Raw genomic sequence first — 13,069 nt, forward strand, 5'->3', positions numbered from 1 at the left:
CCCTGTCCCCCGCAGGCCGCAAGGGCATCCTTCCGGAATGCGAGAACCGCAGCGGTGTCCGTTTTGACCGGTTTCCAAATTTTCCCGCGCTCTTTTCAGCCCGGCCAGACGACGGCCTGCACCTCGCTGTACGCATGCAGTGCGTAGGACCCCACGTCCCGGCCGACCCCGCTGCGCTTGAATCCGCCGAACGGGGCCTCCATGTTCCGGCCGATGGTGTTCACACCCACCCCGCCCGCCCGCAGCTCGCCCGCGATCCGGAAGGCCCGCGCGACGTCGCCCGACCACACGTAGTCGATCAGGCCGTAGTCGCTGTCGTTGGCGAGCGCGATGCCCTCCTCCTCCGTGTCGAAGGGGACGACGACCACCACCGGGCCGAAGATCTCCTCCCGCACAATGCGCATCCCGGATGTGCAGTCCGCGAAGAGCGTGGGCGCGACATAGAAGCCCTTGCCGAGCTCCGGACGCTCGCCGCCCGCGACCAGCCGGGCGCCTTCCTTGCGGCCCAGTTCGATGTAGGACTCCACCCGGTCGCGGTGCGCGGCGGAGATCACCGGTCCGACCACCGTTCCCCGCTCGGCCGGATCCCCGGTCTTCAGGTGCCCGGCGTAGGCCGCGAGCTTCTCGACCAGCCGGTCGTGGATCCCTCGCTGCGCGATCACCCGGGTCGGGGCCGTGCAGATCTGGCCGCTGTAGAAGGAGAACGTCGTCGCGATGCCCTGGACGGCCGAGTCGAGGTCGGCGTCGTCGAAGACGAGGGCCGCGCCCTTGCCGCCGAGCTCCATCAGCTGGCGCTTCATCCCGCGGCCGCAGACCTCGGCGATGCGCTGCCCGACCTCCGTCGACCCGGTGAAACTGACCATGTCGACGTCCCCCGAGTCGACGGCCGCCTCGCCGGCGGCGGGCGCGGAACCGGTCACCACGTTCACCACGCCCGGCGGTACACCCGCCTCCGCCAGCGCCTCGGCCATCCGGTACACGGACAGCGGGTCCTGCGGGGCGGGCTTCACGACGACCGTGTTGCCCATGGCGAGCGCGGGCGCGACCTTGCCCGCGGGGTTGGCCCAGGGGTTGTTGTACGAGGTGATGCAGGTGACGACGCCGACCGGGCGGCGCACCGCGAGCGCGCCGAACACTCCGGCCCGCCCCATCGGGCCCGCCGCGTTGATCTGCGGGGGCAGCGCCTGCTCGACGGGTTCGAGGGCGCCCCGCGCATAGCGCCGGAAGCGGGCCGCACCGACCGCGACCTGCATCCCGCGCGCGGTGGCGGTGGTCGCCCCGCTCTCCGCGCGGGCGAGTTCGGCGTACGGCTCCGCCTCGCGCTGGATGACGTCGGCGGCCGCGTCCAGGATGCGGGCGCGTTCCTCGGGCTTCGTGCGCGACCAGCCGGCGAAGGCCTCGCGGGCCGCGGCGGCCGCGGCGTACACCTGCTCACGGCTCGCCTCGGGAGCGAGGCCGACGGTCTCCTCGGTCGCCGGGTCGACGACCTCGTAGTACCCGTCGTCGGGCTCGACCCACTCGCCGCCGATGAACAGCCGCTGGTTCACCGGGTGCTCACGGTCTTCGTGTCGCGGCCCGAGCGCAGGATCGTGCCCGGGACCGCGCCGGTGACCCGGTCCTCCCGGATCGTCTCGACGCCGTTCACGCGCACCGAGACGATGCCGATGGCCCGGGCGTCCAGCCGCGGGCTGTCGCCGGGCAGGTCGTGCACCAGGGTCGCCGGGCCGGCCTCGATCCGGTCCGGGTCGAACAGCACCAGGTCCGCGTGCCAGCCCTCGTGGATGCGGCCCCGCTCGCGCAGACCGAAGAGCTGCGCCGGGTCGTCGGTCAGCATCTTCACGGCCTCCTCCAGCGCCAGCAGCTTGCGGCCGCGCAGACAGTCGCCGAGGAAGCGGGTGGTGTAGGGCGCGCCGCACATCCGGTCCAGGTGGGCGCCCGCGTCGGAGCCGCCGAGCATGACGTCCTCGTGCGCCCAGGTCTGCCGGCGCAGCTCCCAGGACGCGGGGTCGTTGTCGGTGGGCATCGGCCACAGGACGGTGCGCAGTTCGTCGTTGGCGCAGATCTCGACCAGACAGGTGAAGGGGTCCTGGCCGCGTTCGGCGGCGATGTCGTTGACCACGCGGCCGCTGAGGCCGTCGTTCTCCTTGGCGTAGGTGTCGCCGATGACGTAGCGGCCGAAGTTGGCGAGCCGGCGGAAGACGCCGGCCTCCTTGGAGTCGGCGCGGCGCAGCATCTCCTCGCGTACGGCGGGGTCGCGGAGCTTTTCGATCCGCTCCGGGACCGGGAGGGCCAGGATCTCGCCCCAGCCGGGGATGAGGTTGAGCGCGCAGAACGTGCCGAGCGACATGTTCATGGGGGTGAGGATCGGCATGGTCAGCGCGACGATGCGGCCGCCGGACCGGCGGGCGCGCTCACTCGCCATCAGCTGGCGCGGTACGCGTTCGGGCACGGACGCGTCGATGGTGAGCACGTTCCAGTTCAGCGGGCGTCCGGCGGCGGCGGACATCTGCACGAAGAGGTCGATCTCCTCGTCGCTGAACTGGTCGAGGCAGCCGGCGACGATCGCCTCCAGCTGGGTGCCCTCGTGGTCGGCGACCGCGCGGGAGAGCGCGAGGAGTTCGGCGGGCTCGGCGTGCCGGGAGGCGACCGGTTTGCCGTCGCCGTCGGAGTGCGTGGAGGACTGGGTGGTGGACAGGCCCCAGGCGCCGGCGTCCATCGCGTCGTGGAAGAGGGCGAGCATCTGCTCCAGTTGCTCGGGGGTGGGCGTGCCGCCGACCGCGTCGGGGCCCATCACATGGCGGCGCAGGGCGCAGTGGCCCACCATGAACCCGGCGTTGACGGCCGTCCTGCCCTCCAGGGCGTCCAGATACTCGCCGAAGGTGTGCCAGTTCCAGGGCGCGCCCTCCTCCAGGGCGACCAGCGACATGCCTTCGACCTTGGACATCATCCGGCGGGTGTAGTCGGCGTCCTCGGGGCGTTCGGGGTTCAGCGGCGCGAGGGTGAAGCCACAGTTGCCGCCGGCGACGGTGGTGACGCCGTGGTTCATGGAGGGAGTGGCGTACGGGTCCCAGAACAGCTGGGCGTCGTAGTGCGTGTGCGGGTCGACGAACCCGGGGGTGAGGATCAGGCCGGTGGCGTCCTCACTCGTCCTGGCCTCCTCCTCGACGGTGCCGGGCGCGGCGATGACGGCGATGCGGCCGTCCCGTACGCCGACGTCGGCGACGAACGCGGGAGCGCCGGTCCCGTCCACGACGGTCGCCGATCGGATGAGGTGGTCGAGCATGGGAGTTCCTCTCTGTGAGCCGTGGGCGTGGGCCGGGGCGGCTTGGTGAGCCGGGCGCCACCGTGTGCGGGCCGGCGGAGGCACCGTGCGTACGGGGAGGTCGAGGAGAGCGCCGGCGTCCGGGGTCGGCTCAGGGGCCGGCCGGACGTGGCGCCGGACGTCAGGGGGCGGGCCCTCAGGAGCCCGGCGCCCAGGGCAGAACTGCCGGGGCGCGGGCCTCGGCCCGGCCGGTGCGGCAGGCCGCTGCCGCACCACCCGGGCCGGGCCCTGATCCGAGGCTGCGGGCCGGGAAGCCGCTGCCCCCTCCGGCGCGGGCGAAGTGCCCGCGCCGAAACCGGTCATGCTCCCGCGGTGCCGCGGAAGCGCGTGGTCCGGTGGACCGGATCCGTGTCGATCTGCGGGATCACATGCTCACCGATCAGCTTGATCGTGTTCATCGTGTCCTCGTAGGAGATCCCGATGGGCAGTCCGAACGACAGCTGGTCCGCCCCGGCCTGCTCCCAGCGCTTGCACTGCTGGAGCACCTCGCCCGGGTCACCGCAGATCATCAGTTCCTCGGCGATGAGCAGCTCGATGATCTCCGCGCTGTACTCGGGCAGCAGCTCGGGCCATTCGGGGATGCCCTCGGGCCGGGGGAAGGTGTCGTGGTAGCGGAACAGCAGCGACTGGAGGTAGTTGAGCCCGCCGCCGACGGCGATCTCGACCGCCTTCTCGTGTGTCTCCGCGCAGATGGCGGTGGACGTCACCATGACGTTGTCGTTGACGAAGTCGCCGATCGCGACGGCCTCCTTGACGGCCGTCTTGTACGACTCGACGACCCACTCCATGTCGGAGACCTTCTGCACGCTGAAGCCGAGGACGCCGAGCCCCTTCTTGCCGGCCATCGCGTACGAGGACGGGGAGCCGGCGGCGTACCACATGGCCGGGTGGGACGTGCCGTACGGCTTCGGCAGTATCTTCCGCGGAGGCAGGGACCAGTGCTTGCCCTGGAAGCCGACGTACTCGTCCTGGAGCCACATCTTGGGGAACTCCGCGATGGTCTCTTCCCAGATCTCCTTGGTGTGGTTCATGTCGGTGATGCCCGGCATGAACCCGAGGATCTCGTGGCTTCCCGCGCCGCGGCCGGTGCCGAACTCGAAGCGGCCCTCGGAGAGATGGTCGAGCATGGCGACCTTCTCGGCGACCTTCACGGGGTGGTTGACGGGCGCCAGCGGGTTGAAGATGCCCGAGCCCAGATGGATGCGGTCCGTCGCGTGCGCGAGGTAGCCGAGGTAGACGTCGTTGGCCGAGAGGTGCGAGTACTCCTCCAGGAAGTGGTGCTCGGAGGCCCAGGCGTACTTGAACCCGCTCCTGTCCGCCTGGATGACGTACTCGGTCTCCTCCATCAGCGCCTTGTGCTCGGCGAGCGGGTCGGTCTCGGCGCGCTTGCCGACATATCCCTGTACAAAGAGCCCGAATTCCAAGGGGGTTCACCGTCCCTCTGTTTCTGACGGACCGTCAGATCGAATGGGTCGACTGTTCCACCGCGTGCTCCAAGCGTCAATAGCTGACGGAGCCTCAGAGAACGCTGACTCCGGCCAGCCAGCCGCCGTCGATCACGAACGGCTGTCCGGTGATGTACGAGGAGTCCTCGCAGGACAGGAACAGGGCGAGGCGCGCCACCTCGTCCGGCCGCCCCACCCGCCCCAGCGGCACCAGCTTCCGGTAGAGCTGGTCCAGCGCCCCCGGGTCCGTGCCCTCCGGATTGCTCATCGGGGTGTCCACCGCCCCCGGGCACACGGCGTTGACCCGGATCCTCTTCGCCGCGAGTTCCAGGGCGGCGACCCGGGTGAGGCCGACGATCGCGTGCTTGCTCGCCGCGTAGGCGCCGATGTAGGTCATCCCGGTCAGGCCCGCGTACGAGGCGGTGTTGACGATCGTGCCGCCGCCCGCGGCCTCGATCTCGGGCGCGACCGTCTTGATCCCCAGGAACACCCCCACCTGGTTGACCTGGAGGACCTGCTGGAACTCCTCCAGGGGCGTGCTCACCAGCTCGTTGAAGCGCAGGATTCCCGCGTTGTTGACCAGTCCGTCGATCCTGCCGAACGCACCCTTGGCCGCGGCGACCGCCGCGGTCCAGCCGTCCTCCTGACTGACATCGAGATGCACGTACGCGGCCGCCTCCTCGCCCAGTTCCTTGGCGAGCGCCTCGCCCTGGTCGTCGAGCACGTCGGCGAGGACCACCTTGGCGCCCTCGGCCGCGAACAGCCGCGCCTCCTGCTCACCCTGTCCGCGCGCCGCGCCCGTGATGAGGACGACGCGTCCGTCGAGCTTTCCCATGGGTTACTCCCTCGAGCCGTCACAAGCGGTCTCAGCTGTTGAGGTGCGGGGCGACGTCGGAGGCGAACGCCGCCATCTGGTCGGTCAGTTCGTCGCGGCTGCGGCTACGGAAGCGCACCTGGATCTGCCGCACCCCCATGGCCGCGTACGCGCGCAGCGATTCGGCGATGGCATCGGGCTTCCCGGTCAGGGTCCGCCGGCCGCTCTCCCAGTCCGGCTCCCCCACGTACAGGGGCTCGGTGATGGCGCCGATCTCGATGGGGTCGTCGATCCCGGCCTCCTCCCGCAGCTGCCGCAGCCGGGCTATCTGGCCGGGCAGCTTTCCGCGCGGATCACCCTGGGGCAACCAGCCGTCGCCGCGCAGAGCCGCCCGGCGCACGGCCGCCGGCGAGGAACCGCCCACCCAGACGGGGATCCGCGGCTGGACGGGCCGGGGCCGCTGGCCGAGCCCGGAGAAGGAGAACCGCTCCCCCGCGAACTCGGGGTACTCCTCCGGCCCGAGCGCGGCCCGCAGCGCGTCGATCGTCTCGTCGAGGACCGGCCCGCGCCCGGCGAAGTCGGCGCCGAGCGCGTCGAACTCCTCCTGCACATGCCCGGCCCCGACCCCGAGGACGAGCCGCCCGCCGGAGAGATGGTCCAGGGTCGCGTACTGCTTGGCGCTCACCAGCGGGTGCCGCAGTCCGACGACGGCGACATGGCTGAGCAGCAGGACCCGTTCGGTGATGCCGGCGAGGAAGGCGAGCGTGGCCACCGGGTCGTACCAGACGGTGGACATGGCGTCGGCGAGCCTGCGCGGGATCGCGACATGGTCGCAGCTCGCGATGTACGCGAAGCCGGTCCTGTCCGCGGTCCTCGCTATCTCGGCGAGATCCTCCGCGCCCGCCACGGCCTCCCACGACTCCGCGTAGATGGTGCTCTGCGACTGGACCGGGAGCTGCATCCCGTACGACAACCGCCCTTCGGGCAGTACCTGCACATGCGCCATGCCGCTTCCTCCGCCTCGACGCCGACCCGATCTGACGATCCGTCAATTACGAGTGCCGGACCCATCGTGGTATCTCATGGCGCGTCAGACAAGGGGAGGGAGCGGGTCAGGTCACATCGAACCCCAGCGCGGCGGCGACGACCGCGGCCTGCTCCAGGTCGATCTTCGCCCCGGCGGGCTCCACGGTGAGGGGGTCCAGCGCGGACAGGTCGCTGGCGCGCAGATCGGCACCGGACAGCTTCGCGCCGTGCAGCAGGGAGCCGGAGAGATCGACACCGGTCACGGTCGCGCCCTCCAGCCGGACGCCCGTGAGATCGGCCTCCCGCATCCGGACGCCTTCGAAGAGGGCGCTGCGCAGATCGGCGCCGGGCAGTGCGACGAAGGACCAGTCCCCGCCGCGGACCTGAAGGATGTTGAACGTGCACTGCTGGAAGACGCTGCCGACGGCCTTGCACTGCTCGAAGCGGGTGTCGAAGAAGGAGCACCGCTTGAAGGTGCAGTTGGTGAAGGCCGCGTTGGTGTGCCGCGAGGCGTTGAACTTCACCCCGGAGAAGGTGCACTCGTCGAAGATCCCGCCGTCGTTCTCCACCTCGGTCCAGTCGGTGTCGTAGAACGTGTGGCCGGTGCGGCGCTCGCCGGACAGGTCTCGGCCGTACCAGTCCTCGTCCCGGACGACGGTTTTCCCGTCCGGGACCGGAGGACGGCCGGAAGAGGGGTCGCTCGGGTCACGCTCACGCCTGGGGGACATGCCTCCGATTGAACACCCCGCCACCGACAGCGGCCCGCTCGCGGCACGGCGGACCGGCCGGCATGGGCCCCGGCCGGAGGGCGCCGCGCCCGTGCGCCCCGGCGGCGGGACCCCGCCACGGCGTCACGGCCCCGCCCACAGGCCTTCCGCCGTCAGGCCCAGCAGCTCGATCGCATTGCCCCGCACGATGCGGTCCACCACGTCCGGCGGCAGATGGCCCATCTGGGACTCGCCGACCTCGCGGGACTTCGGCCAGGTCGAGTCCGAGTGCGGGTAGTCCGTCTCGTAGAGGACGTTGCCGACACCGATCGCGTCCAGGTTCTTCAGGCCGAAGGCGTCGTCGAAGAAGCAGCCGTAGACATGCTCGGCGAACAGCTCCGACGGCGGTCGCAGCACCTTGTCGGCGACGCCGCCCCAGCCGCGGTTCTCCTCCCAGACCACGTCCGCGCGCTCCAGGATGTACGGCATCCAGCCGATCTGGCCCTCCGCGTACATGATCTTGAGGCTGGGGAAGCGCTCGAACTTGCCGCTCATCAGCCAGTCGACCATCGAGAAGCAGCAGTTGGCGAAGGTGATCGTCGAGCCGACGGCCGGCGGGGCGTCCGCCGAGGTCGAGGGCATCTTCGAGGACGAGCCGATGTGCATGGCGATCACCGTCCCCGTCTCGTCGCACGCCCGCAGCAGCGGGTCCCAGTCGTCCGAGTGGACGGACGGCAGACCGAGGTAGGGGGGTATCTCGGAGAACGCGACCGCGCGCACCCCGCGGGCGGCGTTGCGGCGGACCTCGTCGGCTGCGAGTTCCGCGTCCCAGAGCGGGATGAGGGTCAGCGGGATGAGCCGGCCCCGCGCCTCGGGGCCGCACCACTCCTCCACCATCCAGTCGTTGTAGGCCCGCACTCCGAGCAGGCCCAGTTCGCGGTCCTTCGCCTCGGTGAAGGTCTGGCCGCAGAAGCGGGGGAAGGTCGGGAAGCAGAGCGCCGACTGGACGTGGTTGACGTCCATGTCCGCGAGCCGTTCCGGGACGCTGAAGGAGCCCGGGCGCATCTGCTCGAAGGTGATGACCTCCAGCTTGATCTCGTCGCGGTCGTAGCCGACGGCGGTGTCGAGCCGGGTCAGCGGGCGGTGAAGGTCCTCGTAGACCCACCAGTCGCCGATGGGGCCGTCATCACCCTTCGCGCCCATGACCGGGGCGAACTTGCCTCCCATGAAGGTCATTTCCTTCAGGGGCGCCCGGACGACGCGGGGGCCGATGTCCTGGTACTTCGACGGGAGCCGGTCCCGCCAGACGTTGGGCGGCTCCACCGTGTGGTCGTCCACCGAGATGATCTTCGGGAAGGTCTCCATGCGTCTTACCGTAGCGCCGATCTGACGGTTCGTCAGCTATCCGTGCACCGCGGAACCACCCGGCGGGACACCGCACCTCGCACCCCCTCTCCAGCCCTTCCCGGCCCCGCGTGGACCTCGTGAGGCCACTATACACACGGCGTATACACCGTATGTATAGTGCGATGGCGCCCGCCGCCGACCCGCGGCGCAGTGCTCGTCCCGTGTGCCCGCCTCCCGTCGATGGGGTTGTTCGCCATGCCCGAGAACATGAAGAAGTCCAAGCTCACCGCGGTCGCCGCGGCCGTCGTCGCAGCCGTCGCAGCCCTCGCGCTGGGTCTCGAGGGGTGCACCGTGGATGCGCAGTCACCGGCCGACGCCCGCGCCCGTGCGGCCTCCGACGCCGAGCCCGACGCTGCCGGACAGACAGCCGGAGCACCGGCCGGAGGGGCGGGCAAGGGGCGCAAAGCACCCGCCCGTACGGACTGCGCCACCGCGAAGTGCATCGCCCTGACCTTCGACGCCGGCCCCGGCAAGTACACGGCCCAACTGCTCGACATCCTGCGGGAGAAGAACGTTCACGCGACGTTCTTCCTGCTCGGCAAGAACCATGTCGTCCCCCGTCCGGACCTGGTGCGCCGACTGTCCGACGAGGGTCACGAGGTGGCCAACCACACCTGGTCGCACCAGCGGCTCGATCAGCTCGGCCGGGAGGAGATACGCGAGGAGCTCTCGCGTACGCAGGACGCCATAGCAAAGATCACGGGCAAGAAACCCACTCTGATGCGCCCGCCCCAGGGACGCACGAACGACGACGTCACCGAGGTCAGCAAGGAGCTCGGGCTCGCCCAGATCCTGTGGAGCGCCACCGCCAAGGACTACTCGACGACCGACTCCGAGCTGATCAAGAGCCGGATACTCGACCAGGCCGGACGCGACGGCATCATCCTGCTGCACGACATCTACGACGGGACGGTGCCCGCGGTCCCCGGGATCATCGACGAACTGAAGAAGCGCGGCTACACCTTCGTCACCGTGCCGGAGCTCCTTGCACCGGCAAAGGCCGAGCCGGGTGCGGTGTACCGGCCGTGAAGAGGATCTGGAGAGGCACGGGAGAGACCTCGGGGAGGCAGTGAGAAGGCCGTGAGGAAGATCGCCGGGAGAGGTTAGCGTGAAGCCGGGCATGGGGAGGGGCGAGGAGTAGACGCCCCGCTGCTGACGCGGCCGCCATGCACAAGGCAGACTGTCGAGGGCGATCCGGCAGTTCGGGGGCAGGGGGCAGCTATGGACCGTGACCGCGGGGCACGCGTACCGGAGCAACGTCTACCGGCGTCCAGCGGCGTCGTCGACCTGCGCTTCAGTGTGCTCGGACCGGTGCGGGCCTGGCGCGGCGGCGAGGCTCTGCCGTCCGGCTCACCCCAGCAACGCGCCCTGCTGGCCGCCCTTTTGCTGCGCGACGGACGCACCGCGACCGCCGCCGAACTCATCGACGGCATGTGGGGCGAGGACCCGCCCTCACAGGCGCTCGCCGCCGTCCGCACGTACGCCTCCCGGCTGCGCAAGATCCTCAGCGCCAACGCGCTCGTCAGCGAGTCCGGCGGCTATGCCATACGGATCCGGCCCGAGGCCCTCGACCTCTCCGTGGCCCAGGAACTGTCCGCCGAGGCGGAGAAGGCGCGTGCCGCCGGCGACCGCTGCCAGGCCCGGATGCTGATCAACAAGTCCCTCGGACTGTGGGACGGCGAGCCCCTGGCCAACGTGCCGGGGCCGTACGCCGAGAACCAGCGCGCCCGCCTGGAGGAATGGCGCCTCCAACTGCTGGAGGCCCGGCTCGACCTGGACCTGGAGGTGGGCAGTCATGCCGAGGCGGTCTCGGAGCTGACGGCGCTCACCGCGGCCCACCCGCTGCGGGAGCGGCTGCGCGAGCTGCTGATGCTGGCGCTGTACCGCAGCGGACGGCAGGCCGAGGCACTGGCCGTGTACGCGGACACCCGCCGGCTGCTCGCCGAGGAACTGGGCGTCGATCCGCGGCCAGAACTCTCCCGGCTCCAGCAGCGCATCCTCCAGGCCGACGCCGAACTGGCCCGGCCCAGCGAGGAGCAGGAACCGGCACCGCAAGTGACTCTTCCGGCCCAACTGCCCGCGACCGTACCCGATTTCACCGGGCGGGCCGCCTTCGTCAGGGAGCTCGGCGACCGGCTCGCCACCGCCGAGGGCTCGGTCATGGCGGTGTCGGCGCTCGCGGGCATCGGCGGCGTCGGAAAGACGACGCTCGCGGTCCATGTCGCCCACGAGTCCCGCCCGCACTTCCCGGACGGCCAGCTCTACGTCGACCTGCAAGGCACAGGCAGTCGCGCGGCCGAACCGGACGCCGTACTGGGCGCGTTCCTGCGGGCCCTCGGCACCCCGGACCCGGCGATCCCGGACTCGCTGGACGAACGCGCGGCGCTGTACCGCTCCACCCTGGCCGGCCGCCGCATCCTCGTCCTCCTGGACAACGCCCGCGACGCTGCCCAGATCCGTCCGCTGCTGCCCGGCACCGCGGGCTGCGCCGCCCTGGTCACCAGCCGGGTCCGGATGGTCGACCTCGCGGGCGCGCATCTCGTCGACCTCGATGTGATGTCGCCCGAGGAAGCACTCCAGCTGTTCACCCGGATCGTCGGCGACGAGCGGGTCACCTCCGAGCGGGAGGCCGCCCTCGACGTGGTCGCGGCCTGCGGTTTCCTGCCGCTCGCGATCCGTATCGCAGCCTCGCGGCTGGCGGCCCGCCGCACCTGGACGGTGTCCGTCCTCGCGGCGAAGCTGGCCGACGAACGGCGCCGCCTCGACGAACTCCAGGCCGGTGACCTGGCCGTGAAGGCCACCTTCGAGCTGGGCTACGGACAGCTGGAGCCGGCCCAGGCCCGCGCGTTCCGGCTGCTCGGGCTCGCCGACGGCCCGGACATCTCGCTCTGCGCGGCGGCCGCGGTGCTCTCACTGCCCCTCCAGGAGACCGAGGACCTGCTGGAAGCGCTGGTGGACACCTCACTGCTGGAGTCCGCGGCTCCGGGACGGTACCGCTACCACGACCTCGTCCGGCTCTACGCGCGTGCGTGCTCCGAGCGGGACGAACAGCCGGCGGACGCCGAGGCGGCGCTGACGAAGCTGCTCGACTTCTATCTGGCGACGGCGGCCCGGGTGTTCGGGATCGAGCGTCCCGGCGACCGGCTGGTCCACCACGTCGGGCCCACCACCCACGGCGGACTCGACTTCGCCGACCGGCACGACGCCCAGGACTGGCTGTACGCCGAGGCCAACAGCCTGCTCGCGAGCGCGCGTCAGGCCTCCGGGGGCGTACGGCTGCGCCTGGCCGCCGATCTGCTGTGGGCGGCGCAGAACCTCGCGGAGTCCGGTGCCAACTCCAAGCTGTACGAGGCCGCCGCCGTGGCCGTGCGCGACGCGGCCCGCGCGTCGGGGGACGTACGGGCCGAGGCGCGTGCCCGGACGTCGATGACCAATGTGCATCTGGTGGCGGGGCGTTACGAGGCCGCGGACGAGGAGTCCGAGCAGGCCGCCGCGCTCGCCCGGGCCGCCGACGACCCCGCGCCCGTCTACTGGTCCGACAACGACCGGGGCATCATCGCCTTCAACCAGGGCCGGTACGCCGAGGCCGAGGAGCATCTGCGCCGGGCGCGGGAGGGCTCCCGCGCCGACGGCAACCGCCCGGGCGAGGCGAGTGCCCTGTGCAACCTCTCCCGTATCCAGCTCTCCATGGGCCGGGTCTCGCAGGCCATCTCCCTGGCGGAGCAGGGCGTGGAGATCTACGACCACATAGGGCACACGCTGCGCCTGGCCAACGCCCGCTACGCGCTGGGGGTCGCGCTCACCGAGGCCGGCCGGCACGCGGACGCGCTGGAGCAGCTCCTGGAGGCGCTGGAGCGGTTCGAGGCGAACCGGCAGCGGCTGTGGGAGGGGACGACCTACTTCCGGATCGCCCAGGCCCATCTGTCCGCCCGGCGTCCGGCGCGGGCGGCGCAGCACGCCGAGCAGGCACTCGCGATCGGCTGCATCGGCGGCGACCGCACCCGGGCGAACGTCCTGATCACGCTGGGGCGGGCGCTGTCCGCGCTGGGCCAGGCGGACCGGGCCCGGGCCTGCTGGCGCGAGGCACTGACGCTGCACGAGCAGACGGGTGCGGCGGAGGCCGAGGAGATACGGGGGCTGCTGTCCCCGCTCAGTGCGGCGTGACAGCACGCTGCCAGGACGTTCATCGAATGTTTATGCTCGTCCGACATGCTTCAAGCAGTCGATCCGTCGCGTCGGGGGGCAGGCGGATCACCTGGGCCCGTACCTCTCCGGGGGGCGAGTGCGAGTCCTTCGGCCTTCTGTCCGGCGACCCTCGGGGGAGTTGCCGGGCGGAAGGCCACCTGTA

9 protein-coding genes are annotated in these 13,069 nt (G+C 71.1%); 2 read left to right on the forward strand and 7 right to left on the reverse strand.

Features of this window, described 5'->3' with window-relative positions; translation table 11 throughout:
• Window positions 1-95: 95 nt before the first annotated feature.
• The 7 genes from ACQPWZ_RS15675 to ACQPWZ_RS15705 all read right to left on the reverse strand — a co-directional run bounded on the left by ACQPWZ_RS15675 (window position 96) and on the right by ACQPWZ_RS15705 (window position 8,679).
• On the reverse strand, window positions 96-1,547 hold the full coding sequence (locus ACQPWZ_RS15675) for an aldehyde dehydrogenase family protein (RefSeq protein WP_433571648.1): 1,452 nt from the start codon (window positions 1,545-1,547) through the stop codon (window positions 96-98).
• Window positions 1,544-3,283 carry an N-acyl-D-amino-acid deacylase family protein gene (locus ACQPWZ_RS15680; RefSeq protein WP_340473685.1) on the reverse strand — a complete coding sequence of 580 codons (1,740 nt, stop codon included), beginning with the start codon at window positions 3,281-3,283 and terminating at the stop codon, window positions 1,544-1,546. The genes ACQPWZ_RS15675 and ACQPWZ_RS15680 overlap by 4 nt, the downstream gene beginning before the upstream one ends.
• A gap of 338 nt (window positions 3,284-3,621) precedes the next feature.
• The gene (locus ACQPWZ_RS15685; protein WP_356703866.1) at window positions 3,622-4,746 is read right to left on the reverse strand and encodes an LLM class flavin-dependent oxidoreductase; all 1,125 of its coding nucleotides are present in this window, start codon (window positions 4,744-4,746) and stop codon (window positions 3,622-3,624) included.
• Window positions 4,747-4,840: 94 nt separating this feature from the next.
• Window positions 4,841-5,602 (reverse strand): SDR family NAD(P)-dependent oxidoreductase, encoded by a 762-nt coding sequence (locus ACQPWZ_RS15690; protein WP_356703867.1) that lies wholly within the window; start codon window positions 5,600-5,602, stop codon window positions 4,841-4,843.
• 31 nt (window positions 5,603-5,633) lie between these two features.
• Entirely contained in the window at window positions 5,634-6,587 is a 954-nt protein-coding gene (locus ACQPWZ_RS15695) for an LLM class F420-dependent oxidoreductase (protein ID WP_433571649.1), read from the reverse strand.
• Between the two features lie 106 nt (window positions 6,588-6,693).
• On the reverse strand, window positions 6,694-7,335 hold the full coding sequence (locus ACQPWZ_RS15700; protein ID WP_433571650.1) for a pentapeptide repeat-containing protein: 642 nt from the start codon (window positions 7,333-7,335) through the stop codon (window positions 6,694-6,696).
• A gap of 123 nt (window positions 7,336-7,458) precedes the next feature.
• Window positions 7,459-8,679 carry an amidohydrolase family protein gene (locus ACQPWZ_RS15705; protein WP_433571651.1) on the reverse strand — a complete coding sequence of 407 codons (1,221 nt, stop codon included), beginning with the start codon at window positions 8,677-8,679 and terminating at the stop codon, window positions 7,459-7,461.
• A gap of 237 nt (window positions 8,680-8,916) precedes the next feature.
• Between ACQPWZ_RS15705 and ACQPWZ_RS15710 the strand changes: the two genes are divergently transcribed.
• Together ACQPWZ_RS15710 and ACQPWZ_RS15715 are read left to right on the forward strand one after the other, a co-directional pair.
• The gene (locus ACQPWZ_RS15710) at window positions 8,917-9,750 is read left to right on the forward strand and encodes a polysaccharide deacetylase family protein (protein ID WP_433571652.1); all 834 of its coding nucleotides are present in this window, start codon (window positions 8,917-8,919) and stop codon (window positions 9,748-9,750) included.
• 192 nt (window positions 9,751-9,942) lie between these two features.
• Window positions 9,943-12,885 (forward strand): AfsR/SARP family transcriptional regulator, encoded by a 2,943-nt coding sequence (locus ACQPWZ_RS15715; protein ID WP_433571653.1) that lies wholly within the window; start codon window positions 9,943-9,945, stop codon window positions 12,883-12,885.
• The last annotated feature ends 184 nt before the right edge of the window (window positions 12,886-13,069 follow it).

The organism is Streptomyces sp. CA-251247, assembly GCF_050952975.1.
GTDB classification, from domain to species: domain Bacteria; phylum Actinomycetota; class Actinomycetes; order Streptomycetales; family Streptomycetaceae; genus Streptomyces; species Streptomyces achmelvichensis.